This is a genomic window from Bacillus sp. HU-1818, assembly GCF_022695965.1.
Classification (GTDB): domain Bacteria; phylum Bacillota; class Bacilli; order Bacillales; family Bacillaceae; genus Bacillus; species Bacillus atrophaeus.
In genome coordinates, this window is sequence record NZ_JAAPBE010000002.1 from 856,892 (window position 1) to 881,364 (window position 24,473).

At 43.9% G+C, this 24,473-nt stretch carries 25 protein-coding genes and 1 pseudogene; 17 read left to right on the plus strand and 9 right to left on the minus strand.

What is annotated here, in order from left to right:
* Window positions 1-17: 17 nt before the first annotated feature.
* Together GXP75_RS09645 and GXP75_RS09655 are read left to right on the plus strand one after the other, a co-directional pair.
* Entirely contained in the window at window positions 18-1,268 is a 1,251-nt protein-coding gene (locus tag GXP75_RS09645; protein WP_242556683.1) for a pyridoxal-phosphate-dependent aminotransferase family protein, read from the plus strand.
* A 687-nt stretch (window positions 1,269-1,955) separates the two neighbouring features.
* Window positions 1,956-3,152, plus strand: coding sequence for an MFS transporter (locus GXP75_RS09655; RefSeq protein WP_106045541.1), 1,197 nt, complete (start codon window positions 1,956-1,958; stop codon window positions 3,150-3,152).
* A 181-nt stretch (window positions 3,153-3,333) separates the two neighbouring features.
* Here GXP75_RS09655 and GXP75_RS09660 read toward each other — a convergent pair whose 3' ends face one another.
* From GXP75_RS09660 to GXP75_RS09670, 3 genes are read right to left on the minus strand one after another with little or no spacing between them, the layout of a single operon-like run.
* Window positions 3,334-4,086, minus strand: coding sequence for an ABC transporter permease (locus GXP75_RS09660; RefSeq protein WP_003327052.1), 753 nt, complete (start codon window positions 4,084-4,086; stop codon window positions 3,334-3,336).
* Entirely contained in the window at window positions 4,083-5,024 is a 942-nt protein-coding gene (locus GXP75_RS09665) for an ABC transporter ATP-binding protein (protein ID WP_242556684.1), read from the minus strand. The genes GXP75_RS09660 and GXP75_RS09665 overlap by 4 nt, the downstream gene beginning before the upstream one ends.
* A gap of 19 nt (window positions 5,025-5,043) precedes the next feature.
* Window positions 5,044-5,346, minus strand: a complete 303-nt coding sequence (locus tag GXP75_RS09670) for a winged helix-turn-helix domain-containing protein (protein WP_003327054.1) — start codon at window positions 5,344-5,346, stop codon at window positions 5,044-5,046.
* Window positions 5,347-5,599: 253 nt separating this feature from the next.
* Here GXP75_RS09670 and GXP75_RS09675 point away from each other — a divergent pair, with 253 nt between their 5' ends.
* The 12 genes from GXP75_RS09675 (at window position 5,600) to GXP75_RS09730 (ending at window position 15,702) form a co-directional block, all read left to right on the plus strand.
* The gene (locus GXP75_RS09675; RefSeq protein ID WP_061570610.1) at window positions 5,600-6,910 is read left to right on the plus strand and encodes a YcaO-like family protein; all 1,311 of its coding nucleotides are present in this window, start codon (window positions 5,600-5,602) and stop codon (window positions 6,908-6,910) included.
* Between the two features lie 19 nt (window positions 6,911-6,929).
* On the plus strand, window positions 6,930-7,595 hold the full coding sequence (locus tag GXP75_RS09680; RefSeq protein WP_003327057.1) for a TOMM precursor leader peptide-binding protein: 666 nt from the start codon (window positions 6,930-6,932) through the stop codon (window positions 7,593-7,595).
* Window positions 7,592-9,316 carry a SagB family peptide dehydrogenase gene (locus GXP75_RS09685; RefSeq protein WP_242556685.1) on the plus strand — a complete coding sequence of 575 codons (1,725 nt, stop codon included), beginning with the start codon at window positions 7,592-7,594 and terminating at the stop codon, window positions 9,314-9,316. Before GXP75_RS09680 ends, GXP75_RS09685 begins: the two co-directional genes overlap by 4 nt.
* Window positions 9,316-10,044: a nitroreductase family protein gene (locus GXP75_RS09690; protein WP_242556686.1), complete on the plus strand. Its 729-nt coding sequence runs from the start codon at window positions 9,316-9,318 to the stop codon at window positions 10,042-10,044. Before GXP75_RS09685 ends, GXP75_RS09690 begins: the two co-directional genes overlap by 1 nt.
* 43 nt (window positions 10,045-10,087) lie before the next feature.
* Window positions 10,088-10,258, plus strand: a complete 171-nt coding sequence (locus tag GXP75_RS09695) for a thiocillin family RiPP (protein ID WP_003327060.1) — start codon at window positions 10,088-10,090, stop codon at window positions 10,256-10,258.
* Between the two features lie 42 nt (window positions 10,259-10,300).
* Entirely contained in the window at window positions 10,301-10,459 is a 159-nt protein-coding gene (locus GXP75_RS09700) for a thiocillin family RiPP (RefSeq protein ID WP_003327061.1), read from the plus strand.
* Window positions 10,460-10,475: 16 nt separating this feature from the next.
* Window positions 10,476-10,643, plus strand: coding sequence for a thiocillin family RiPP (locus GXP75_RS09705; protein WP_003327063.1), 168 nt, complete (start codon window positions 10,476-10,478; stop codon window positions 10,641-10,643).
* A gap of 17 nt (window positions 10,644-10,660) precedes the next feature.
* The gene (locus tag GXP75_RS09710) at window positions 10,661-10,831 is read left to right on the plus strand and encodes a thiocillin family RiPP (protein ID WP_117588294.1); all 171 of its coding nucleotides are present in this window, start codon (window positions 10,661-10,663) and stop codon (window positions 10,829-10,831) included.
* A 41-nt stretch (window positions 10,832-10,872) separates the two neighbouring features.
* Window positions 10,873-11,046, plus strand: coding sequence for a thiocillin family RiPP (locus GXP75_RS09715; protein ID WP_003327066.1), 174 nt, complete (start codon window positions 10,873-10,875; stop codon window positions 11,044-11,046).
* Window positions 11,047-11,144: 98 nt separating this feature from the next.
* Entirely contained in the window at window positions 11,145-12,275 is a 1,131-nt protein-coding gene (locus GXP75_RS09720) for a PqqD family peptide modification chaperone (RefSeq protein ID WP_242556687.1), read from the plus strand.
* Window positions 12,276-12,280: 5 nt separating this feature from the next.
* Complete coding sequence (locus GXP75_RS09725; protein WP_242556688.1) at window positions 12,281-14,818, plus strand: lantibiotic dehydratase; 2,538 nt, start codon at window positions 12,281-12,283, stop codon at window positions 14,816-14,818.
* Complete coding sequence (locus GXP75_RS09730; RefSeq protein ID WP_242556689.1) at window positions 14,815-15,702, plus strand: thiopeptide-type bacteriocin biosynthesis protein; 888 nt, start codon at window positions 14,815-14,817, stop codon at window positions 15,700-15,702. Before GXP75_RS09725 ends, GXP75_RS09730 begins: the two co-directional genes overlap by 4 nt.
* Before the next feature lie 36 nt (window positions 15,703-15,738).
* On the opposite strand, the gene GXP75_RS09735 is transcribed toward GXP75_RS09730, so the two are convergent.
* The 5 genes and pseudogenes from GXP75_RS09735 to GXP75_RS09760 all read right to left on the minus strand — a co-directional run bounded on the left by GXP75_RS09735 (window position 15,739) and on the right by GXP75_RS09760 (window position 19,461).
* Window positions 15,739-16,374 carry a hypothetical protein gene (locus tag GXP75_RS09735; RefSeq protein WP_214919064.1) on the minus strand — a complete coding sequence of 212 codons (636 nt, stop codon included), beginning with the start codon at window positions 16,372-16,374 and terminating at the stop codon, window positions 15,739-15,741.
* 4 nt (window positions 16,375-16,378) lie between these two features.
* Window positions 16,379-16,669 (minus strand): hypothetical protein, encoded by a 291-nt coding sequence (locus tag GXP75_RS09740; RefSeq protein WP_010789844.1) that lies wholly within the window; start codon window positions 16,667-16,669, stop codon window positions 16,379-16,381.
* Window positions 16,666-17,214 (minus strand): RNA polymerase sigma factor, encoded by a 549-nt coding sequence (locus tag GXP75_RS09745; RefSeq protein WP_214919065.1) that lies wholly within the window; start codon window positions 17,212-17,214, stop codon window positions 16,666-16,668. The genes GXP75_RS09740 and GXP75_RS09745 overlap by 4 nt, the downstream gene beginning before the upstream one ends.
* A gap of 231 nt (window positions 17,215-17,445) precedes the next feature.
* Window positions 17,446-17,538: pseudogene (locus GXP75_RS09750) on the minus strand (hydroxyisourate hydrolase); the annotation flags it as partial.
* Window positions 17,539-17,865: 327 nt separating this feature from the next.
* The gene (locus tag GXP75_RS09760) at window positions 17,866-19,461 is read right to left on the minus strand and encodes a PucR family transcriptional regulator (RefSeq protein WP_242556690.1); all 1,596 of its coding nucleotides are present in this window, start codon (window positions 19,459-19,461) and stop codon (window positions 17,866-17,868) included.
* A gap of 173 nt (window positions 19,462-19,634) precedes the next feature.
* Here GXP75_RS09760 and GXP75_RS09765 point away from each other — a divergent pair, with 173 nt between their 5' ends.
* Window positions 19,635-20,978: an allantoinase gene (locus tag GXP75_RS09765; RefSeq protein ID WP_214919068.1), complete on the plus strand. Its 1,344-nt coding sequence runs from the start codon at window positions 19,635-19,637 to the stop codon at window positions 20,976-20,978.
* Between the two features lie 315 nt (window positions 20,979-21,293).
* Here GXP75_RS09765 and GXP75_RS09770 read toward each other — a convergent pair whose 3' ends face one another.
* Complete coding sequence (locus GXP75_RS09770; protein ID WP_242556691.1) at window positions 21,294-22,460, minus strand: MFS transporter; 1,167 nt, start codon at window positions 22,458-22,460, stop codon at window positions 21,294-21,296.
* Between the two features lie 763 nt (window positions 22,461-23,223).
* Between GXP75_RS09770 and GXP75_RS09775 the strand changes: the two genes are divergently transcribed.
* Window positions 23,224-23,583: a YunG family protein gene (locus tag GXP75_RS09775; RefSeq protein ID WP_214919071.1), complete on the plus strand. Its 360-nt coding sequence runs from the start codon at window positions 23,224-23,226 to the stop codon at window positions 23,581-23,583.
* A 37-nt stretch (window positions 23,584-23,620) separates the two neighbouring features.
* The gene (locus tag GXP75_RS09780) at window positions 23,621-24,472 is read left to right on the plus strand and encodes a DUF72 domain-containing protein (RefSeq protein WP_003327080.1); all 852 of its coding nucleotides are present in this window, start codon (window positions 23,621-23,623) and stop codon (window positions 24,470-24,472) included.
* Window position 24,473 lies beyond the last annotated feature (1 nt).

Below are 24,473 nucleotides of genomic sequence, written 5' to 3' on the forward strand. Positions count from 1 at the left end.
AAAAAGGAGGAATGGCTGTGTCAGTCAGAAGGGAATTACTTACACCATCGAGAACCATTATGACGCCGGGTCCGGTTGAGGTCGATCCGCGAGTGCTAAGAGTGATGGGCACTCCTGTCGTCGGCCAATTTGACCCGGCTTTTACAAACATCATGAACGAAACAATGGCAATGCTCCGTGAATTGTTTCAAACGGAAAACCGCTGGGCTTATCCGATTGACGGCACATCAAGAGCGGGAATTGAAGCTGTTTTGGCCAGTGTGATTGAACCGGGTGACAGTGTGCTCATCCCGATTTACGGCCGTTTCGGTTTATTACTGACTGAAATTGCGGAACGTTACGGCGCAAAAGTCCTCACAATGGAATGTGAGTGGGGAAAGGTTTTTGACCCGGAAGACATTATTCAGGAGATACAGCAGGCCAGACCGAAGATTGTCGCATTGGTGCATGGAGAAACCTCAACAGGCAGGATCCATCCGCTGCGTGAAATCGGGGAAGCGTGCCGGGCTTATGATGCGCTCTTTATCGTTGACGCGGTCGCAACTGTCGGAGGCTGTGAAATAAAGGTGGACGATTGGAAAATTGATGCCGCAATCGGAGGTACGCAAAAGTGTTTATCCGTTCCATCGGGCATGGCCCCGATCACATATAATGATCGTGTGGCGGATATCATTGCAAAGCGAAAGAAGGTAGAACGCGGAATTGCTACTCAGGCTGACAGCACTCGGCTTTTGGGAAATCGCCCGATTATCAGCAATTACTTTGACTTGAGCCAGCTTGAGGACTATTGGAGCGAGAGAAGGCTGAATCATCATACAGAGGCGACGTCGATGCTGTATGCATTAAGAGAAGGCGTGCGTCTGGTGCTTGAAGAAGGGCTAGAAGAACGCTTCGAGCGGCACCGTGTGCATGAGCAGGCATTGCAGACCGGAATTAAAGGCATGGGGCTTGAATTATTCGGAGATGAAAGCTGCAAAATGCCTGTCGTCACATGTGTTCAAATCCCGGAAGGCATTGACGGTGAGTCTGTCCGAAATATGCTGCTCACTCAATTTGGGATTGAAATCGCCAGCTCCTTTGGCCCGCTTGCCGGGAAGATTTGGCGAATCGGAACAATGGGATACAGCTGCAGGAAGGAAAATGTGCTGTTTGTGCTTGCCGGTTTGGAAGCTGTATTGCTGAGGCATGGGGCAGCCATTGAAGCGGGGAAGGCTCTTCAGGAGGCGCTTCATTTTTATGAAGAAACTGAAAGTCGGGCGATTATATAGGATAAGAAAGCGTGCGGAGAAAGGACCGCACGCTTTGTACGTCTGAAGTAAATGAATCACATGACAGTCAGAGTGGAGAAGCCTTTTTATTAATGAAGCAACCCATCAGCTGAAAATAAATCAAATGGATGACAAATATCCAAAACTTTAACCCGTTTTGGGTATTTGTATGAGCACATGGCGGCTGCCCGTCTCTTTTTCCGTATTTCTTAGACGCAAAGGGAGAGGGAAATCAAAAAGATTCTTGGCGCTTATGAAAAAGATTGATAATCCGATTGATCAAATCTTTTATGGCACTGTCAAAATACTCTTCTCTTTGGTTTGTCAGAATCCCTATAGGCGGTGAGATTGTTAAGTTATTAATTGGGATGACCTTCGTGCCTTTAAGCGGGTTCTGAATGTGCCGTGCTGGTGAAGATATTGAAACACCGACATTTTTCCCGAACGATTTACCCGCTAATCAAAAGTTTCTATCGGACCAAAATTCTTTACTGTGCTCATGCACAGAAGAATAAGACTGGTTTAAAAAGCTTAGCCCTGCCTGACCTAAAGAAAGTTGAAAAGAAGTAAAGAATTGAAAAAATCTGGACTTTATTCCCTTTTCACCGTTATACTGTTGGTAGAAAATTGATGACAATTTTGGAATAAACACATGTTTTTTTCCAAGGGGAGAAGGTATAACAAGCCATGAATTATATGGGACGACTATCTATTTTGATGCTGAATATGTTTATTGCCATGCTGGGGATCGGGCTGATCATCCCGATTATGCCTACATATATAACTGAATTCGGCGCTACAGGAAGCACAATGGGGCTTCTTGTCGCAGCCGCGGGGCTTACTCAGCTTTTGTTCGCGCCGATTGCCGGGGAAATAACCGATAAATACGGACGGCGGAAGCTGATTATTTTTGGAATTGCCTCGTTTGCGGTTTCTCAAATCATTTTTGCCTTTGCCGGCAGTCTGTGGCAGCTGTTTGCGTCACGACTGTTAGGCGGAATTGGCGCTGCTTTCTTAATGCCGTCCATGTTCGCTTATATTGCGGATATTACAACGGAAAAAGAACGCGGCAAAGGCATGGGGCTGTTTAGCGCGGCGATGACGCTCGGCGTCGTCATTGGGCCGGGGGTCGGAGGATACTTGATTCATTACGGCATCGCGGTTCCTTTTATTGTATCCGCAAGCCTTGCCTGCTTTTCAGCAATACTGTCGTTTTTCTTTTTGCCGGAAACGCTTGAGAAGGAAAAGCAGCTTGAAGCGCGGGCGAAGAAGGAAAAACGTGAAAATTTGTTTCAGCAAATGTCACGCGCCCTCAAATCACCTTACGCGTTTATGTTGATTTTAGTATTCGTACTCAATTTCGGTATTATGAATTTTGAATCTATCTTTGGACTGTATGTTGACCGTAAGCATGGTTTTACCGCTTCGGACATTGCTTTAATCATAACAGCCGCGGGCCTTGTCGGCGTTTTTGTGCAGGCGGTTGCGGTAAGCTTCTTAGTCGGCAAGTTCGGCGAGAAAAAAGTGATAAATGGGACACTTATCGGCGCGGCGGCCGGCCTTGTTTTTTGCAGCCTGGCCCAATCCTATTGGACTGTTTTCGCCGCGGCCATCTTTTTTATGATGCTAACATCATTGCTCCGGCCGGCGGTGAACACACAGCTGTCAAAACTGGCCGGCGATCAGCAAGGATTTGCGGGCGGTATGAATACGGCATTTATCAGCTTAGCCAATATTGCCGGTCCGTCGGCTGCCGGTTTTTTATTTGATGTAAATATTGAATTTCCTTATATACTCGGAACCGTCATCCTTCTGATCAGCTTTTTCGCTGCTTTGAATGGGGGCAGGAAAGAACAGCCGAGACAGTTATCGCAAGAAGGATAAAGGGAAGTCCCGGTTAACGCCGGGGCTTTAATCAAGAAATCGCAGAAGGGCTGTCGGGAAGCATATGCCGCTGCATAGGATATGGCGGGATCATGAGAGCGGCCAGAAAAGAGATGAATCGCCGTAACACAGAAGAATTATAGCAAAAAGGCCGGAATCTACATTCCAGCCTTTTTGCCTTTTAAGCGCGAATATGGTCCCATCGAAACAAACGGATGGCTGCAAAAGCGAGTAATATAGTAGAAATGATTAAAATGAGATAACTGAATAGGACACCGAGAGAGGGAGCATCTCCGTTCAAATAATAACGCAGTAATTCACCAAAGTAGGTAAGCGGAATAAACTTTGATACAGTTTCAAGCCAAGAAGGAAGCAGGTTCATCGGCATTATTAAGCCGCACACGATTAGCAGAGGGGCGAGCATTCCGCCTGAAAGACCGTTTACAGCTTCCATAGAAAGACGCATACTTCCAACGGTATAACCAAGTGCAAACAACATGAGAAGCCCGATGAGAGAGACCAGCATAATTTGGGGAATATTCTGCGCTTGTAACATGCCGTTGAAATAAGCGACACTCAGCAGCACAAGCAACTGAAAAGCGGCTAATACAAAACGTGCGCATATTTGTGAAAGGACAAATGTCAGCTTAGAAGCTTCAGTCAATCCGATTAAGCGCAGTGTTCCTTGATCCCTCATCTGAATAATAGGAGTGGAAGTGCCATTTATAGCGAGTGTAAAGAACGCCATGACGATAATGCCGGGTACGATAAACTCGAATAAATCCGTACCGACGCCGGTTGAACTCGATAAAACGCCGAACATGATCAAAAACAGAAAAGGAAACGCTAAAACCATAAAAAAGGTCAGGGGATTCCGTATCAATTCTTTTATATTCATCCCTAAAAGTGCAGAAAAAGCGCGTTTATTGATCACACCAAGACACCCTCTCGTATTTTTTTACCGGTTAATTTCAGAAATACATCCTCAAGTGTTCCTTGTTCAATGCGAATACTGGACCAATCGGCATCAATCTGTTTCATGATGGATGAGATAACATTTTTCGTAATAGGCTCAGCTACAATTTCAAGCTCATAGCCGGCCGGAAGGGTTTTTATAGAAGATTCCTTTATTTCGGGAATGCTTTTTATTTGTTCGACTCTTTTTTGGCCGGCATATTTTAGGAACAAGCGCTGCTGAGGGCAATAGGTTTGGATTAAATCTGCAGGGGTTCCGAGTGCAGCAAATTTTCCATTATATAAAATGGCAGTGCGGTCGCATTGAGTATAAGCTTCTTCCATTGAATGTGTCGTTAAAAATACGCTTTTCCCCTTTTCTTTGAGAGATTGGATAATGTCCCAAATTTGCCGGCGGGAATGGGGATCCAAAGACGCCGTCGGTTCATCCAAAAATAATATATCAGGATCGGATATGAGAGAAATGCTGATCAGAAGCCTTTTTCTTTGTCCGCCTGATAGTTTGCGGGTGGGTTTATTCATCATCTCTTCAAGCCCGACTAGCCTTAATATTTCCTCAGGCGGCCGTGATTTCTTATATAAAGAAGAAAATAATTTCAGCGTTTCCCCTACTTTTAAATAAGGGAAAAGATTTGTTTCTTGAGGTTGGACTCCGATAAAAGATCTGATTTTTTCCGGCTGCTTCAAGGGGTTGCAGCCCATAACCGAAATCTCGCCGCTGCTCGGCTTTCGTAAACCGATAATAGATTCCAAGATCGTTGTCTTCCCCGCTCCATTGGGACCAAGAAGCCCAAAAACCTCCCCTTTTTTCAAATCAAAAGAAATGCCCTTTATAACCTGATGATCGTCGTAAGACTTAAACAAATGTTGGACAGTGATCGGCTCGCCGTTTTTCATATGTTTCTTTCACGCTCCTTTAATGTTTTGGATAAAGAATGTAGCCTTCTTTTCGCAGGCATAAGATATGTTTAGGCCGCTTCACGTCCTTTTCTACTAACTGTCTCAGCCGGTTGATATATACATATAGTGCGTTTTTTGTAGCGAAACCTTCCTCTCCCCACGCATATTTAATGAGGTTGGCTTTGGATACAGGCCTGCCGTTATGGACGGCTAAACAATGCAGTAAACGAAACTGAATTCTGGAAAGCGGAATAGTAGATGTTTCATTTACCAACATTTCGCGTTCAGAGTCTAAAAACCAATCGCCAATAAGAAGCATATCTTTTTGCCGTTGAATAATCTGAATCTCCCCCTTTAGTTACGTTAACTGAGACGTATGATTTCATTACCATATACGACGGGATTGGCCATTCAGTTCAGATAAAAATGACAATTAAGATAAAAATAGGAATATAGTTTCAGTAATCTTAACGTATATTAAGTTTTTCGACATAGATCATGGACGATTTATTTAATATAATAAACTCACAACCCAATATTTACGTTTTTTTTGAAAAAATGGAGGTGCGTTCATGGCTCATTCGTTGGAAAAATTAGTACAGCCTTTAGGAGGATTTATTAACCGTGTATCCTCCCTCCCGACCTATCCAGGTGAACCTGATTTCCCAATTCAAGTTGCTTCAACGGGAGATATTTCTCAATCACTTCCCCATATTGCTTATTTGAATGCGGGAAGATCAATGTCGGGCGATATGGATGGGGCTGGAGGCTCACTTCATGAAAAAGATAGTCGAATAAAAGCGATTGCTGAAGCATTAGAACGATATTCAAGCTGCGTGTACAGCGAAGACCAGTTTATTTGGGCAACGGCTGAGGAACTGGGATCAAAAGCTCTAGATTTGACAAAGATTCCCGTATGCTCGGAAGCTGAACTCTCGCATCCGAGATGTCCTGTCAATAAACCTTTATTCAATTCTCCGCTGAGGTGGGTAAAGGGCATGTCCCTCCATACGCAAGAAGAGACATGGATCCCGGCGATTATGACCTATTTGCATCTGCCGGCCATGAGCCAAGGCGAGCGCTTCTGGCTTCCTATATCAACCGGCTGCGCTGCACATACCTCTTATGAACAAGCGCTTATCAACGCCATTTGTGAAGTGATTGAAAGAGATGCGATCTCTTTAACATGGTATCAGGAACTTCCTCTGCCTCACATCGTATTTGATGAAACACCAGATCAAGAAATGACTGAATTTTTAAACAGAACATATAAAAACGGGAATATCAAGCAGTATTTATTTAACGGAACGACAGATCTCGGCATTCCGACCATTTATTCCTTGCAGCTGACGCCTTACAACAAAAAACTGGCAGCCTTGATTATGTGCGCGACGGATTTGAACCCTCAAAAAGCAATAAACAAAGTCATGAGGGAGGCCGCTTCTTCACGTATCGCCATGATGGCAGAGCGTCCCGCCCCAAATGATATAGACGATTTCTTTAATGTGTTCCACGGTGCGACCTACATGGGGAAACCTGAACGGCTGCATGCATACGATTTCTTAGTACAATCACCAAACCGCTCCAACCTTTCAGAATTTAAAAATCTTGAACAAGAAAATGCAGGAGAGAATTTGGCATTTCTTTTAGATCGGCTCGAAGAAAAAGGGCTGGAGGCATTTGCGGTTGATCTAACAACCGATGAAGCCATTCGTGCCGATATGCGTGTGGTCCGGGTGGTTATTCCGGGGCTTCAGCCATTGTCTTTCAGCTATCGCTGCCGTTTTCTGGGGCATCCCCGGTTATATGAAGGAACAAAAGCGATGGGTTATCCAGTAAAACCTGAGAGTGAAATCAATTCTTGGCCTCAGCCTTTTGCTTAATAAGGAAGGAGATTTTAAAATGAAACCCATTCATATTATGTCCTCAGGAGCTTTTGGGGAAGAAGTGGCAGAGCAATTCTCCAAGAGGTATCAAAACACTGCTGTTACGGCATTACCCGAGCCTATGTATCTACTGCCATCAGATCGCTTCCCATCTGCACGTTTACATATTTTTGCTTCTTGGAAATCATCTTCATACATTTCGAAACAATTAGATCAGCTTTTCTTTAAATGGAGAGAACCGTGGCTGCCGATTACCATGGACCATCCTTATGTCAGAATAGGCCCTCTTGTCATTCCGGGTGAAGGACCGTGCTTTCACTGTTTTGAATCGAGGTCTTTACAGCATTCGCCGGTTCCTCAGTATGTCAGAAAGATGGATGATTATTATCACAGGCATCCAGATGCGGGGCCGAAAGGGTATTTACGAAGCTTTGCAGGCTGGTCAGCCGTCTTTGCCTCGACAATTATAAAATCAATCGATAAAGATGCGCCGTCATTAGCCGGTTCAATCTGGCAGATGAATATGCTGACAAGAGAGTCTTTCCGCTCCAAAACGGTAGGTATCCACGGCTGTCCCAGATGCGGGTTAAAACGGCCTGAGGAAAATCGAAGTGTGGCGCAGTTATCAGAAAGCCTTCAATCGCTGTTAGGCGAAAGAAGAGGGGAGGCGCTCACAAAATGAAAAACACTTCAGTCATGTCTGCGGAACAAGTCGGTCATGCGGCATATTTCGATCCGAATTTTAATTTGCCCAAAAAACCGCGTTTAATGTCAAGCCTTCAAATGATTCCTGACCAAGATTCTCTGTTGTTCCATGGAACGGAAAATTTACAGGTGCTGAAGGGAAATGCCGTGACACGGTTTTTGCCGAAATTAATACCTTTTCTAAATGGTGCATATTCTTTAGATGAAATCATAAAAGAATTTGACCAATATTCTCCGAGGGATGTCAGTAACATTCTTTCACTATTGTTCATGCGAGGCCTGCTTGATGACGCGGAGGGAGATGAGAGGGTCGATATCAGCCATTTCGATGCTGACGTGCTGCATTTTTTCCAGCGGAGCACGGACTCCACCAGGGTAAACAGAAGTGCGGCTGAAGGCCTGAATAGATTAAAAACCGCCAAGATCCTGCTGCTGACAGATTCAGATCACGGAAAAATCCTTCAAGAAGAACTTCTGTTTATGGGGGCAGATCATGTCAGAGCAGAACTGCTTTCAGATGAAGTTAAGCTTGATCAAGCAACAAACGTCATTGTCTTTTGCACGAACCCTTTGGATCACGAGCGTCTGCTTTCGTTAGACCATCTTTGCCGTGAGAAAAATATTCCCTGGCTCCTCACGCGGGTTACAGAGGAATGCGGTGTAGTCGGTCCTTATTTTGAAAAAAATGAAACAGCGGCCTATCAAGATTATAAAAAAACGGTTGAATCAGAAGAAAAAAATGGTGCGCCCGACTTGGATCATATTGAAATGTGGGAATATTATTCTGCGATTGAAATTGCTTATTTCATTACAAGACTCGCACCTTCGGCAACGGGGCCGGAATATTTAACCTTTCAATTTGATGATTGGACGAGCACCAGCAAAAAAGTACATCCAAGACCGGATGACATATGCGCTTCCGGCAGCTCCGAGAATGAACTTCACCCGGCATTGCAATTTGAGAATGCCATCGCCTTTCCATCGAAACATTTAATTAATCCTAAAAGTCATCAAGTCCATTACAATCCGAAGAATCTCTTATTAACAAATGAAGCAAAAAACTATCCGAGCGCGGCTTTAACTGGGCTGCCGAAAGAAGAATCCCTTCCGCATCCGAAGGGCAGTTTTTTAAAAAATAGAAATGAGCCAATTCCTGTGAAGGAAGAATTGAATCTCGAATCATTGACCCGTCTGTTTCTCACAAGCGGAGGCTTAAGAGATGCCGGCAGCGGCCAGGTCTCCGACAAAGTGCAAAGATGGGCGCCGACGGGCGGTAATTTAGGATCATGCCAGATTTATATTCTTGCGCTGTCTGTAAAAGGACTGGTCCCTAATTGTTACTATTATCAGCATTTAGACCACTCCTTGGCGAAAATCGGCCCTTCTTTAACTGAGGAAGAGATAAAGAAACAAATGACTGATATAACCGGTCTGACAGAGGATCAGCTTCCAAAGGCTCTTGTGGTCTTTACCGGCGCATATGAAAGGGTGGCCAGCAAATATAACGGATTCGCATATAAAGTGATCCATTTGGATGCCGGTGTCGCTTTATCGCAAATGCATGCTGTATCAACCGGACTTGGAATCACGTTAAGTGCAGTTGATCAGTGGAACGAGCAAGAGCTTATAACCTGCTTGGGATTAGATCCTAAAAAAGAACCGGTTACCGCGGTAGCCGGAATAGATGACGGGCGGTGATGGCAGTGGCTTCTTTTGAACCATTTCAGCTGATAGACCAATTAATCGAGGAAACAAAAGATTTTCATTTTGATAGCGGCACGTTACAGCAACTGCAAGAGATCGAGCATCACAAAAACGACAGCCGGTCTGTGCTCCTCCCAGATCAGCGCATTGAAGGAGAAGAGCTTTTTCAGGTATTTAAGGAGCGTACGGCCACTCGTTTTTATGATCGGGCTCCCGTTGATTTCAGCGATGTAGGAACGATTTTATCAGCAGCAAAAGAAGAGGATGCGAGACATTGGCAGCGGCAAATCAGCAAGGGAATTGACATTACGTTATCCGTTATCGCGTGGCGTATCGAAAATCTCCAATGTCCTTACTTTTACGATTATTGTCCAGAAACCCATTCCTTAGTGCCTGCAGGCGAAATTCCCGAACAAGCAGAAGCGGAGAATTGGTTCTTACAGAAGGAATTCATGTTTGCTCCCGCCATTATCATTGTACACGGGACGATGAACAAAGCCGTACAGCATTATGGAGGCCATGGATACCGGCATTTGATGGTGCGCGGCGGAGCAGCAGCTCATAATGCCTGGCTTTCGGCTTTAACACTTGGGCTTACAGGGACTGTTTTTGCCGGCGCTCTTCCAAGGCCTCTCAGGGAATGCACTCACATTGACGGACGGCACCACACCCAATTGTGCGCATTCTCATTTGGGAAACCAATAACCTTTGCCGATAGCTAAAAACCTTCTTTTACAACGTGTAACTTGAAAGGAGGTGATAAATATGGAAGAGAAAAAAGCTGAATTGGAATTATTCGCAGAAGAGCTTGAAAACCAGATGGACTTTACCGTTGGTCCGTTAGCAACGTGGGCTTCTGCCACGACTCTTGGATCTGCTTCATGTCCGGGAAGCACAGCAGGCACAGCAGGCACGGCATCTTCATTTTCTGGGTAAAGAAAGTGCATTTCTACAATTTTATTTCAGGAGGCTTACCATATGGAAGAGAAAAAAGAATTTGAGTTGGAGCTTTACGCTGAGGAAATGACAGAAATTCAATCGCTTTCAGGATTCACGACGGCAGCGTCCTTCGGAACAGTTGCATCAGCAGGATCGTCGGCATCTACTGCCGGCACAATTTCGTCTTATGGCGGTTAATAAGGGGGATTACAAAATGGAAAAAGATAAAATGCATGAATTAGAACTTTTTGCTGAAGAACTGCCGGAGCAAGTTGATTTAGCAACCATTGCGGCTTCTTTCAGCTCTACATCATCAGTCAGCACGGCATCATGTCCGGGAACGACAGCGGCATCCGCCGGAACTGTCAGCTGCTACGGATAATTTGATAGGTGGCGGACATGTTGAAGGACGATAACAATCATTTGCAAAACCTTGAACTATATGCGGAAGAGCTGCCTGCGCAAGTGGACCTGTCATCTGTCATCTCAACGATGTCGACAGGGGCATCATATGCGAGCTGGACAACTTTCGTGTCAACGATAGCAACCATTTCTACAGTAGATGTATAGGTCTGTTTCGAAACACAAAATCATGATTAGGCGGTGACAATATGTCAGAAAAAGATACATCCATTAAAACATTGGAATTATACGCCGAGGAGCTGCCTGCGCAAGTGGATTTGGCGACTGTTGCGGGAACAGCGAGCACTGCTTCCTCCTTTACAACAGCTTCATGTCCGGCAACTACAGCGTCTACAGCCGGAAGTGCAAGCAGCTACGGGTGATCAATTGAAGTAAGACAAGTGCCTGTTGGGAGCAGGCGCATGTCTTACTTTCCTTACTATTATATCGTATTTAAAAGTCATTTAAAGGAGTTTAATGTATGCTCATAAACAACGCTCAGGTTCAGTCTCACTGCGATGAAGAGCTTTTGGTGAATCCCCTTTACTTGGAAGAAGGAGTAGAGTTGTTAATAGGCGCGAATGAAGAACCCATGTTGTTTGACCAACATAATGGAAAATATATCAGGCTTTCCAAAGTCGGTCTGGAAATTTTCAATTTGATGGACGGTGCTAATACCGGTCACGATATTATTAAAAAATTAGAACGTGATTATGCGAAATACTCTAACTTCCCGGAAATTGTGCATGTGTTTTTTTCATCTTTAAGAAAAGCTGATGTACTGAATATTAAACCTTTGCCTGAACATCAGGTGAAGCGGGTGATGCGCCGGGCTGCTGACAAACCGATGCTTCGCTTGCCTTTGGCCAAATCGTTAAATAAGACAACTGACGCTTTATTGCTTATATACCATTCTATTCCCGCTATGGTTCAAAAAATAACTTTATATGTCCTGTTTTTTTGTGCGCTATCCTCTTTTATTCTGCTAAACGTGACAGCCGGTTGGCAAATCGGGTGGACGTCTGTTAATTGGATATTGCTGGCGTGTGTCATTATTTTTCATTTAATTCTGCATGAAATGGCTCATGCCCTCGTAACGAAGGCGTACGGCGTCAACATTCGTGAAGCGGGCGTCGCGCTGTTATATTATTTTATCCCTGTTGCTTATGTGGATCGGACAGACACATACCGTTTAAAAAGCAAGAAAAGCCGTATTCATATCGCACTGGCCGGTCCGTATTCAGACCTATTGGCCAGCGGTCTGTGGGCGGGGATTGCCATGTTGGCTCCTCAGGGAACAGTGAGCGAAACAGCCCATCTCATTTCATTTATGCAAATATGCTTTGTCCTCAGCAACCTGAATTTGCTGCTGCCGACAGATGGGTATCACGCTGTAGAAGCCGCAGCCGGAGAATTATCACTTAGAAAAAGAGCCTTAACTTATTTACTGCATGTGATGACGTTTAAAAAGCTTCCGGCTTATTTAAATAATATGGCGAAAAAACGGAAAGCAGTTTATGTAACGTACTCCCTAGTTTCACTCACTTATTTCTTTTGTCTATTGTCAGCTTTTCTCTTTCTTGTAAAAAATGTATTCGGAAATATGGGGTGATTTGTATGGCGGAAAATGTGGCGCCGTTTGTTATGCTACGGGCTGCGGGCGGCAGCATCGACAGTTTGAAAAGTATGGATATAGCAGAATCGGCAAAAAATGTTGACAAGATTCTTGATCTGGAACTAGCCCTTGAAAACTTGAAAGAACCTTTAAGCGACATTTTTTATGAACTGATTTCCCGGCTGCAGGATGAGGAAACGACGATCCTCCGTTTCCTGCTAAAAATCAAACGGGATATTTTTAATAGCCGTGCTGTCAAGATTTCAGAAGAAAATAGAACGGAATTAAAAAAACGTATGTCTGAAGCCGATTTTGATTTATTTGATCAATGGTATACGGCGATTCACGACAGACAGACATATATGGAAGACACAAAGCAGCTTTTTGAGGAAGAAATTAAGCAGGCTGGTAAACGGTTAGCGTATGAAATGGAAAATAAAGAATGGCAAAAAGGAATGGCGCTGGCCAATCCAAAATATTTAACCGCCTATAAAAAAAACAAGCCGAAATTGTGGCAGCCTCATAAACAATACGCACGCTCCAGTATGGCTTATTTAGGAAGAATCACTGCAAAAACCAGCCCGTTCAGCACCTTTACAAAAATCGGATTGACCTCTTTTTCAGCTGATGATGCGCCGGCCCCCAGCACTCAGAAAACAAACTTTTGCAGCATTTCCAAATCGATTTGCAGCGAACTCATTTTTGAAATGGCACAGCATCCTGAATTTTCCCGGTACTTGCAATATGAAAAAAACCAATCTCTTCAACCAGCAGAAAAAAACAATATACAGCTGATGAAAAGCTCTTATACGATTTTGAACGGATTTGCATGGCGGGAGGATAAAATGGTTTCAGAAAACGTATCAGATGAACAGATGAGTGTGATTGAGTCACTCTGTTCAGGAAGTTTCGAGGAAGTAACGGAACTGCTGAAAAACACGTCGTTAACCATACCTTGTTTGTCAGCTGAACAATGGATCAAACCGGTTCTCCCCTTTTCAAGAAAATCCGAGCAGCCTTTGCTAAGTTTATACGATTTCCTTCAGCCGATACCTTCCCGAAAAGCAAGGCGGCTGGCGCGCATTGTGAAATGGATGGATGGCTGCATAGAGGCGCTTGCGGTCAGTGAAGCAAAGCGAAGACTTAAGTATCACCAGCTGATTCACAGACTCGCCAAACGTGCATTCAGTGAGCTGACACATAAGGCTCCAAAAAGCTTATTGAATGAAAAACTCGTTTATGAAAATGTGAAATTTGCCGGAGATCATCCGCCATTAGGTGAGTATGTAAAACGTGATATGGAAAAGTTGTCTCATCAGCTCAGAAACTATCAATTCCGCACACATCTGTACGATTTACTATGTGAGCATTTCGTAGAAACGTATGGGAGGGGAGGCGTGTGCAGCGACATTCAAGCATTTTTGTATCAGTTTGAAAAGAGAAAAGACCGGCCGCGATTAATCAAAAACGCCTTGCGGAAAGATAAGAAAACCGCTTTGAAACTGGAGGAGTCAAGAGTCTTTGCCCCTTATAGCGCCAGTTCCGCGCCGCCAAGCGCAACCGTTTTTTATCAGTTGGCCGCAAATAACGGCAGAGACAGCATTGCGGCGGGAGACTACCAGTTGGTTATCAATCAAATCAGCTCCGGGCTGGGGTTGCTGCTTCGATTCCAATCTATGTTTCAAGAGGACGGACGGAATTTAAGCACACTCATGAAGCAATGGGTGAATGCTATGAACCCCCGCTCAGATATCGTTCATTTTCCGATGATTTCAGATTTCAGCAATTTACAGACTGATCCCGGCATTACATCACAATCCTTAAGATGGCTTGGCGAAAATCCTACATCAGACCAGAATGATATTCTATTAAAAGATCTGCTTTTGGTTCATGAAGATTCCGGCACGCTGGCTCTTGTTAATAAAGAAGGACGTCCTGTCGCCCCCATGTATTTCGGTGCCGTCCCTCAGCATATGATGCACGGGCCTGTATCCTATCTGTTTACAATTATAATGCCGTGGATCAATGGTTATCAGGCGGATTGGGTGTCTTCTCCGTTATTTTCAAAAGCACCTCCGCCGGAAAAAGTGGAATTTCATCCCCGTGTGCAAGAGGGAAGAATCGTTCAAAGGCGGTCCAGGTGGCGGATTCCGGCTTTCTTATTTCCTCTAAAAGAAACTCGTGAAAGTGAGTATGCCTATTTTACAAGAATGAAAGCATTCCAAAAGAATTACGGACTTCCTGATGAAGGCTTTCTTTCCGGTGAGAGGACAAGCGTCATGCTGAATCCGAAGCAAAGAAAACCGATGTACATGAATTTTAATAGCTATCATTCAATAGAAGCGGCTGTGAACACGGTTGCAGCAGAAGACGATCTTTTGTCGATTACGTTTACTGAAGCGCTGCCTGACCGGAACCAGCATTGGCTCAAGAGTGAGGAAGGGCATGTGATTGCGTCTGAATATATGTCCTTGTTCCAATGGCCTGGTGTGAAGCATGAAAAATCAGTTATAGCCAATCAGAAAGGGGTTTTCATATGAAAGAATGGGTGTTTTACAGCATTTATGTGCCGAGGGCCGAGTATTTAGAAAAGATTATCGTCAACATTGTGACACCTGCTGTGCAGCAAATCAAAAACAGTGTTCAAGTACATAAGTGGTTTTTTATCCGTTATATTGATATGCAAGGCCCTCATATCCGTTTGCGATTTCTGGTGGATGAGGCTGAGATTGAAGCCGCTGAAGAGCTTCTTGAAGAGCGTTTCAGCCAGTGCCTTTCGGCGGTCATAGCCGAACCGGTTCCAGACTTAAGCCGTTTGCTGCCTGTCAAAGCAGAGACAGCAGACTTTGAATCTGGATTTCAGCCGGAAGAATATGAACCGGAGTACGAAAAATACGGCGGCCTTCAAGGAGTGGATATCGCTGAAAATATCTTTCAGTCGTCAAGTGAACTTGCTCTTTTATTTGTGAATCATGATTATTTTTCCGATAAAGACCGCTTTGATCTGGCGCTGTTATTAATGAAAATAACTGCTGAAAAAGCCTCTCTGTCAGAAGCGGAAACGCGGCAGCTCTGGGAAAGCATGCTGCATTACTGGAGCGGAGCTGATTACACGGAAGGGATATCTTATAAAACCAAACTGGAAGAGGCTGCGAAAAAAAGGATCGATGTCATCAATCAAGTGATGGAAAGGATGGCCGCCGATCCGCGTGTCAAGGAATTAACGGACAGTTATGGACAAGTGCTTGAACATGCCTTTTCTGAGATTGAAGAGTCTGAGAAAATCAGAACCCCGGTTTCCCACTTGGCTTTCCACTATATTCATATGATGAATAATCGTTTAGGAGTCTGGCCGATAGAGGAGGCATATCTTGGCGCTTTGCTGGCGCATACGTCAGGATACGTGCCAGAGGCAAAATCATAAAAAAAGAACTTCAGCTTTATAGCAGCTGAAGTTTTCTTATTGGCGCTTGCTTCTATGATAAAGGGAATTAAATATCAACATAAACAATAAGTAGCATGCCGCTAAAATAATGAAAACGACAGGGAATTTGAGAAGCAAAAGACCTCCCGCTATAAAAAGAATGGTCGCTGCTGTTACAACAGTCCAATAGACTGTATGCTTCCTTTTCGTCTGTGTTTCTTTTGGCGGAGCTGCGGTCGTGTCGTCCTCACTGATAGGCTGAACACCATATTTATACACATGCATCAATTGAATGAATCTGCCAAGCATCAAGACGGATGACACGGTAATCCAGCTAAGAGAATTAACTAAAAAAGCAAGCTGGAGCGTATCTTGAAACGGGGTGCCCCCCGCTTCAAATCGAATTATCACTAAAGCGGCGGCTCCGGCAAGGAAAAGAATCCCTAATAAGAAAACGAACACATTATAACTGTCAAATCGGTTCCATTCTCCCAAAAATCTGCAATGCTTCGCAATTAGCGCATATTTTCTTTTTGGATCCTGCGGAAGCGAGTCGACACCGATTGTATTCAAAATCTGCCGGTTAAACGCCGATCCCACTAAAGCCCCGATTGATCCTACGGCAAGCGCCGCCGCACCGCTTATGATTCCGATCATTGTACCGATTGTCATTTCATCACCTTCCTAAGAATAAGAAAAAGAGTATTTGTGCCGCAAAGCTTCCGGATAAAATCGGGAAAATCGCAAATGTATGAGAGAAAGAACGCAGCGATAATAGATCAGGCAGCTGCCAACTGGGATATGTCAGCCAATGGCTCAGGCGGTCAAACCAAGTTTTAGGCGGAAGAGGCGATTGGGCTGCATCTTCTGGAAGTGGGACGCTGTTCAGGCGCAACAGATTATTAAGTTCAGGCATTTGCTCGTGCAAGCCTTCAATCATGCTTTTGACTTCATCGTGTTCCTTCATTCGTCATTCATCTCCTTTTTCAGCTGTTTGTTCAGTTTTTTAAGTGAATAATGAAGCTTTGATTTGACGGTTCCTTCCGGGATGTTAAGAATATGGGAGATTTCTCTGCCGGAAAACCCTTGGTAATAAGCAAGAATCAGAATGGAACGCTCCTTGTCAGGCAACTGTCCCACATACTGCTGAATCAGCATTTTATTCTGTACATGATATTCCACAGATCCGGAATCCGCATCTTCATGTTCATTTGGCTCGATCTGCTGCCATTTAAACTTAGAGTGCTTTCGATAGTGGTCAATGCACAATCTGTGCGCGATTTGATGAAGCCAAGTACGAAAGCTTGCTTTTTCACTTTTGTAAGTGCGGCTTTTTACATAAACGCGAATAAAGGTTTCTTGCAGGAGATCTTCAGCCGCCTGTTTTTGGCGGATGTATAGAAAAATAAATTGATATGTCTTTTGAGCGTGACGGGTATATAGGCTGTTGTAGGCCTCCATATCCTTTTGTTTTACTTTTTCCATCAATTCTTCATCTGAAAGAATGTCCATACCCCACCTCGAAACTTGGTTTCGTTACTATATACGAATGCCGGCTGTAAAGAGTTCAAATAAAATGAAAAGAAGCAGATGGAGATGATCCGGGGTCTATGGGTGTAGGGGAGCTGCAATTTTAAGAGGATCTCTGCCTTTTTATTATAACAGGGCGAAAACCGCGGTAAACATTTAATAAAAAAGCCTGACCGTAAAGGCCGGGCTTTACAATTAACTCCCCCTATACACCTATAATCCAAAAGGCGAAATCAGCAGCGGGATATGATAGTTTGCTTTCTGATCGGAAAGACAGAAGCGGACGGTGACAATCGTTAAAAATGGGCTGCTCAGAAGAGGCGGCTTAACGCGCAATCTAAGGAAAATGCTCATAAATGACTCCGAGTAGCTGCAATCTGCGCGTCAGAATGTCGATTGCTAATAGATATGACAGATGTTCTGATGCCGAATATAACGATCTCCCCACAAGCAGAGATACAAATATTACCCCTGCATCCATGGCTATACATGCTCGAAACCAATGACCATAACCGTTTTTCCTTCATTATGGTGATTTTAGAACATGGTATCGTTCGGTAGTGTCATTGGATAAAACAGTGCAGAGCTGCTGGAATAACCAAAATACTGAATATTAGTGAGAAAATATAACATTCAACCGATCAGCCGCTGTATTCTTAGCGCGAGGCGTAATCGCATGGTCGTCTCTGGATCTTTTAAACTTTTGCCAAGCAGCTCCTCACATTTTTCCAAACGGTAGATGACCGTATTGCGATGTACATATAATCGTTTGGCTGTTTCGGAAATCTGGCAGTGTGTTTCCAAATAAACGGATAAAGTATGAAGCAGGCTTTGATCCTCCTGCTGCCGGTCAGCGAGGCTTTGAAGGGTGGCGCTGTAAAATTTCTTCAAGTCCTCTGCAGGAAGGAGCCGGAGCAGTTCGGGAACATCTTTGGCGTGGTACACTTGAATGAATTCAGTACTCCTTGACAAATGTCCGGAATGGAGAGCGTCGGAAGCCTCTGTAAACGCGTCGGGAACCTCGATCAGTTTTTGGCAGATGTTGCTGATGCCAAAGGAGAGCGTTCGCTTAAATTGGATCCGCACCTGTGTTTGAAACTGTTCCAAAAAACGGATGACCGCTGTATGCATTTCACTCCAGCTGTCCGTTGCTTCAATCAAAAGAATACCGACGTTCCCTTTGACAAAAAGGTGGGGAGGGAATGGAAACGAAGACAGCTCTCCCTCGAGGAATTCAAATACACTGTCAGAAGCCAGCTGATTTTCTGTAAAGCTGATCGCTTTGTCGTTACGATCAAGCTTGCCCGCGATGCACATATATTTTTGATCCCAGCGAAGCCGGAATTCTTTGGCGCGGTTTTTGATTTCTTCATGGGTTGAAAAGGAATGCTCGATAAAATTGCTGAAAAACTCATTGCGCGCCCGGCGGCTGAACTGCTTCAGCGCGTTTTCTTTCAGCAGCTCGAATGAAATAACATTGGCCGCCTGCTCAATCGTGAGGACAATGCCTTTATCTGCGGCCGGCACCATTTCTGGAATGAACAGAAAGCCACAGTTTTTTTCATGGGTATAAATAGGAAGGACAGAATACGTTTTCCGGTCAGACAGCATAGAAAAACAAGTGAAGAAGGGGCCGGATAAAGCGTGCAGCATGCCTTTCAGCTTTGCGGTGTCGATTGGAATCTGATGGGATGCCGAGATCAGCTTTGTATGCTGGTCGAGCAAAATGACAGGAAGCTGGAGAATGGCTGACACCTTTTTGAGCAGGGATTGAAGGCCTTTGCCGCTCATAATGTGGCTGGTGAATTTTTTGTGGGCATAAATGGCCTGCTGAAGCTCCTTCGAACGCATATCAAGAATATGGCTCAGTGTAGCGTTCACAATGTCGCCCAGCCGAATATCCTCAGCAAGCTCAATGATGGGGAATTCATAGTGGTCCGCAAGCTCAATAGCGTCTTTGGGAATATCATCGAGGTAGCGCTTTGTTTTAATGCCGAGACCGGCGCAGCCCCGCTTGGCCATTTGCTTAATCAGCTCAGATAATTGATAGGGGTTATCTTTAAGATGATAAGCGGTCGTCACGAGCAATTCATTTTTATGGAGGAAATCCGCAATATCAGGCGCATCCATCATATTTACATGCTGAACCTCTCTGGTTGCCCCGGGCTGCCCCGCAATGATTTTTGCAGACTGATACGCCGGGATTTTCATGACATCGAAAATATTCATAGATCATTCTCCTTTTCTGTGAAAACTAACTATTGGTTAAGATGAATAAAAATCATCAGAAATTATAGCGGTTTTGCTGATGTAATACGATTATAATAGCAGTAAACTAACATAAATAGATTGAAATTGTTACATTATATGACATGAAAAAGTCATCGCAGGGGGGAAAGCAAATGGCTTATGATCTGATCATAAAGGGCGCAAAGGCAGTGGTAAGAGAAGGAGTAAAAGAAGTTGATATTGCAGTCAAAGACGGAATCATCGCGGCGCTCAGTCCGGTTATTGAAGAAGAGGCGGACGAGGTGGTGCAAGCAGACGGGCAATATTTGTTTCCGGGGGCTGTAGACTGCCATGTCCACTTTAATGAACCAGGCAGAGAAGAGTGGGAAGGTATCCGGACCGGCTCGCAAATGATGGCGGCAGGCGGCTGTACAACTTACTTTGATATGCCGCTTAATTGCATTCCATCCACGGTGACTGCTGAAAACTTACGTGCAAAAGCGGAACTCGGCAAGCAAAAATCCGTGGTGGATTTTGCCTTGTGGGGCGGATTGGTTCCGGGGCATATAGCCGACATTCGCCCGATGGCGGAAGCGGGAGCGGTTGGCTTTAAAGCATTTTTATCTAAGTGCGGCACAGAAGAATTTCATTCAGCCGATGAGCGGACACTTTTTAACGGAATGAAAGAGATTGCGGGTTGCGGTAAAATACTTGCACTTCACGCGGAGAGCGATCCGATCACAAGCTTTTTGCAAGCTGAGCTGACGGATCAAGGAAAAATGGACGCTGATGCGTATGCTGCATCCCGTCCGGAGGAAGCGGAGGCTGAAGCGGTATATCGGGCGATTCAGTATGCGAAAGTGACCGGCTGCCCGCTTCATTTTGTACATATCAGCACGAGAAAAGCTGTTTTGCTGATTCAGCAGGCAAAAGAAGAGGGAATGGATGTTACAGTTGAAACATGTCCGCATTATCTGCTGTTCAGCCATGAAGACCTTCGGGAAAAAGGCTCTGTGGCTAAATGCGCTCCGCCGCTTAGGGCGGAAGCGTCCAAGGAAGAATTAATCAACATGCTGCTTGCCGGAAAGATTGACATTGTCTCCTCTGATCATTCTCCTTGTCCGCCGGCGCTGAAACGGGAGGACGATCTCTTTCTTTCCTGGGGCGGCATCAGCGGCGGGCAATTCACATTGCTGAGCATGATTGAGCTTGCCGCAAGCCGGAATATTCCTTTTGAAGCCGTCGCCGAATGGACAGCCGCTGCCCCGGCAGAACGTTTCGGCCTGTTGAAAAAAGGACGGATTGAAGCGGGGCGAGATGCCGATTTTGTATTCATTGAAATGAAGCCGCACACCGTGACAAAAGAAACAATGTTTTCCAAGCATAAACAAAGCATTTACGAAGATCATACATTTCCCTGCCGAATCACAGCGACATACAGCAGGGGGCGATGTGTGTATAAACATGAAGGAGAAAAGCTCACCCGGCATGAGGGAGAGCTGGTTGTTCCTTCATAAAGCCGGTCCCGAACGGGGATCGCATGAGTGACTTCCATCCGATCATAATCTCTTCAGGCTTCATGGAACTCAGTTCCATTGGGGATGGGAAAAGCCTTAATGTGGTGATTGCCCCTTTAGCGACATAAGAACAGAACAGTACCGTTGCTTAAGTATTGCCCCCGTTACTTTAATGAAGATATTTCACATATTATGATTAAAAATACTTATTCCTATAATGGATACCGCCAACATTCGAAAATTTGTACGCTAAGCAAATATCAACAAAACAATTCCACCTCTTAACATAGAAGTGGAATTGTTTTTATATCGATTTTATATATTTTTATACTTTTTCTTTTCATTTAAAAAATCCTTATAGACTAAAACAGCAACAAAAATAAAACTTAGACTAACAATCCGGAAGATCATCTCTAAACTCATCCATTCAGCTAAAATCCCTAATACAAATGCGCTAACTCCAACACCAACGTCAAAACTGGAAAGAAAGGTTGCGTTGGCAGCGCCGCTTTTTTCTTCACTTACCTTTTGAACCGTCCATGTTTGTAAACATGGCATAACAGTTCCATAACCAGCGCCAAATAAAATCGCTGCAATAATAAGATAAAGATTATTTGTCGTATAAGACAGCATGACAAGTGACAAAAATCCTAGAACTGCTGCCACAACGATGATAGACCAAGGTCCTTTTTTGTCATACCATTTTCCTGTAAACGGACGTAGTAAAGTAGAGACAGTCGCATTGATAAGGAAGAATAGAAAAATATGATCTAATCCCTTTTGTTTTCCAAAAAGAACTAAAAAAGTAATGATCGCTCCAAAACCAAGTGTTGTAATAACCGTCAGTAATGCTGGGAACCATGCGTCTTTTTCAAAAATGGCTTCAAAAAATTGAAATGGCTGCCTCTCGTGTTTAACAGGAGCAGGTGAATATACAAATTGAAGCGCAATTACTGCCAATAGACTGAGTACTACGGATGACCAAATTAAAATATTGAAGGAAAAAGAGCCATAGATAAGGATACCTACACTCGGCGCAATGATAGCCCCGACCGTTGTTGAAATAGAAAAATACCCTATGCCTTCTCCTAACCGTGTCTTAGGAATTAAATCGACTACAATTGTACTATTGGCTGTGGTTGATACCCCCCACGCTGCGCCATGGAAAAGTCGTAGCAATAGCAAAAGCCAAATAATATGAAGAAAAGGATATAGCATTGTAATAATCATTAAAGCTACACTTGCAATAATGGCAAGACTTTTCCGTTGGTTATCAATTAAATAGTACCCCACAAAAGGTCTGATTAGAACAGCGCCTAGTGTAAATAATGTTGTCATTAGACCTACTTGAATGGAAGATGCATTCATGCTTAACAAATAGGCTGGTAAAATAGGCAGCAACATTTCAAACCCTATAAACACTAAAAAGTTACTTATAAATAAAAATAGAAATGATTTATTAAAGATTTTTTGTTTTTTCATATTATGATTCCTCGCTTCTAATTATTTTTCTAAATTAGAAGCGTTTGGAACACTGAAACGTTTCTATATTGCCTAAGTTTTTTAAACAATTGTCTCACCCTTTCTAAAACTCCTGGGACCACACCAATTATTGCAACTTATTTTTCGTTATTTGGTGGTTCCTTACCTGATCTTTGTCCACTTCTTCATGAATTTCATCCAACAAGAGGCTGTATACACATATTCATCTCAATTCTTCACCTGTATAACGCAAAAAGACGCCATATAAAACCGGCGTCTGGTTATTGTATTGCTTAGTATTTAATCAAAATGCACAAACCATTTAAGGGTTTTCTGCAGATTCTAAAATAAAAAGACAAAAAGCTTCCGGTCGCTGGTCTCTATATGAAGTTTGCTTAAAAAAGGACAGACTGGTCCCATTGAAAGTAAATCTCCTAGATGTAAATATGACTTTACTTCTGTTGCAATTCTTCTGAAAACAGCTTCCATGACTTTTTGCCTCCTTTCTTAATAGTAGTAAATAGTTTTATCTACTTTAATATATGTTGATAAAAAAAGCAAATCTATCTGAGAATCCGTTATTGGCATTACTAAACACCAACTAACCTGACCATTAGTTTAAATAGAAATCTTCACGTATTTACCCTAACATAAATACCCATTTGCAACTTTATATGTTTATTCTCTAAATCAATCTTTACCATGCCTTTGTTTTTAAAACATGATAATAGTGGTATCTTTTACATGAAGAAGGAGGAAAACAATGATTCAGGATGAGCAAGAATTAAAAGACATTTTAATGAAATCATGGTCGCAGAAGACCAGTTCCAAATGGACGAAAGAATGCCCGGCGTGCGGCCAGTGCGGTGTGACCGCTTTGGTTATCCAAGACCGTTACGGCGGCTCCATATTAAAAACAAAAGTCGGCGGCAGCTGGCATTTCTATAACAGCATAAACGGGGGCGTGTATGATTTCACGAGCGACCAGTTTCCGCAGCGGATTGTATACCAAAATATACCTTCCTCTAGAGAAGAAGCGTTTTTAGACACTAATGAGGAACAATATCTTTATCTGCTATCAGCTTTTTCTCAAAACATCAACAGCTTTTACAAGGAAACCTGAAAACACGTGTGATAAACTGGAAGAGAGGTGAATGATTGTGATTTATATCGGACTGACGGGCTGGGGGGATCATGACAGCATCTATCCGCCGAAAACAGGCAATCAGCAAAAATTACAGGCCTATTCTTCCCATTTTCCCATCGTAGAAGTAGATGCGAGTTTTTACGCGGTTCAGCCGCAGCGCAACAATGAAAAATGGGTGAAAGAAACACCCGCAACCTTTCAATTTATCATAAAGGCTTTTCAAGGAATGACCGGCCACCAGCGCGGCGAGATACCGTTTGAGACAAAAGAAGAGATGTTTGACGCTTTTAAGGTGTCATTAACGCCTTATCTACATACCAATAAGCTGGCCATGGTGCTGTTCCAATTTCCGCCATGGTTTGATTGTAAAAAAGAAAACGTCGCCTACTTAAGGTGGTGCAAACAGCAAATGGGGAGCATTCCGTGCGCCCTTGAATTCCGGCACCGTTCGTGGTTTTCGCCCCAGTTTTATGAACAGACGCTTTCCTTTATGAAGGCTGAAGGCTGGATTCACAGTGTGTGCGACGAGCCGCAAATCGGTGAGGGCAGCGTACCGACCGTTTTAAAGGCGACAGATAAGAACAAAACGCTCGTCAGGTTTCATGGCCGGAATAAACAAGGCTGGATCAAACCTGATGGGGGACAAAACTGGCGTGAAGTCAGATATTTATACCGTTATAATAAACAAGAGCTAGAAGATTGGAAAAAGAACCTTGCCATTCTCCAGCAGCAATGCCGTGATGTTTACGTGCTGTTTAACAACAATTCCGGCGGAGACGCGGCTGACAATGGAAAAGAGATGCTGAGTATGCTCGGAATCGAATATACCGACCTCTCTCCAAGGCAGCTCGATTTATTCAACTAGG

Bases quoted from the DNA above. Each gene is read 5' to 3' on its own strand.
- GXP75_RS09655 (WP_106045541.1), top strand. From the start codon at position 1,956: ATGAATTATATGGGACGACTATCTATTTTGATGCTGAATATGTTTATT.
- GXP75_RS09665 (WP_242556684.1), bottom strand. From the start codon at position 5,024: ATGAAAAACGGCGAGCCGATCACTGTCCAACATTTGTTTAAGTCTTAC.
- GXP75_RS09670 (WP_003327054.1), bottom strand. From the start codon at position 5,346: ATGCTTCTTATTGGCGATTGGTTTTTAGACTCTGAACGCGAAATGTTG.
- GXP75_RS09675 (WP_061570610.1), top strand. From the start codon at position 5,600: ATGGCTCATTCGTTGGAAAAATTAGTACAGCCTTTAGGAGGATTTATT.
- GXP75_RS09680 (WP_003327057.1), top strand. From the start codon at position 6,930: ATGAAACCCATTCATATTATGTCCTCAGGAGCTTTTGGGGAAGAAGTG.
- GXP75_RS09685 (WP_242556685.1), top strand. From the start codon at position 7,592: ATGAAAAACACTTCAGTCATGTCTGCGGAACAAGTCGGTCATGCGGCA.
- GXP75_RS09690 (WP_242556686.1), top strand. From the start codon at position 9,316: ATGGCAGTGGCTTCTTTTGAACCATTTCAGCTGATAGACCAATTAATC.
- GXP75_RS09695 (WP_003327060.1), top strand. From the start codon at position 10,088: ATGGAAGAGAAAAAAGCTGAATTGGAATTATTCGCAGAAGAGCTTGAA.
- GXP75_RS09700 (WP_003327061.1), top strand. From the start codon at position 10,301: ATGGAAGAGAAAAAAGAATTTGAGTTGGAGCTTTACGCTGAGGAAATG.
- GXP75_RS09705 (WP_003327063.1), top strand. From the start codon at position 10,476: ATGGAAAAAGATAAAATGCATGAATTAGAACTTTTTGCTGAAGAACTG.
- GXP75_RS09710 (WP_117588294.1), top strand. From the start codon at position 10,661: ATGTTGAAGGACGATAACAATCATTTGCAAAACCTTGAACTATATGCG.
- GXP75_RS09715 (WP_003327066.1), top strand. From the start codon at position 10,873: ATGTCAGAAAAAGATACATCCATTAAAACATTGGAATTATACGCCGAG.
- GXP75_RS09720 (WP_242556687.1), top strand. From the start codon at position 11,145: ATGCTCATAAACAACGCTCAGGTTCAGTCTCACTGCGATGAAGAGCTT.
- GXP75_RS09725 (WP_242556688.1), top strand. From the start codon at position 12,281: ATGGCGGAAAATGTGGCGCCGTTTGTTATGCTACGGGCTGCGGGCGGC.
- GXP75_RS09730 (WP_242556689.1), top strand. From the start codon at position 14,815: ATGAAAGAATGGGTGTTTTACAGCATTTATGTGCCGAGGGCCGAGTAT.
- GXP75_RS09735 (WP_214919064.1), bottom strand. From the start codon at position 16,374: ATGACAATCGGTACAATGATCGGAATCATAAGCGGTGCGGCGGCGCTT.
- GXP75_RS09740 (WP_010789844.1), bottom strand. From the start codon at position 16,669: ATGAAGGAACACGATGAAGTCAAAAGCATGATTGAAGGCTTGCACGAG.
- GXP75_RS09745 (WP_214919065.1), bottom strand. From the start codon at position 17,214: ATGGACATTCTTTCAGATGAAGAATTGATGGAAAAAGTAAAACAAAAG.
- GXP75_RS09760 (WP_242556690.1), bottom strand. From the start codon at position 19,461: ATGAATATTTTCGATGTCATGAAAATCCCGGCGTATCAGTCTGCAAAA.
- GXP75_RS09765 (WP_214919068.1), top strand. From the start codon at position 19,635: ATGGCTTATGATCTGATCATAAAGGGCGCAAAGGCAGTGGTAAGAGAA.
- GXP75_RS09770 (WP_242556691.1), bottom strand. From the start codon at position 22,460: ATGAAAAAACAAAAAATCTTTAATAAATCATTTCTATTTTTATTTATA.
- GXP75_RS09775 (WP_214919071.1), top strand. From the start codon at position 23,224: ATGATTCAGGATGAGCAAGAATTAAAAGACATTTTAATGAAATCATGG.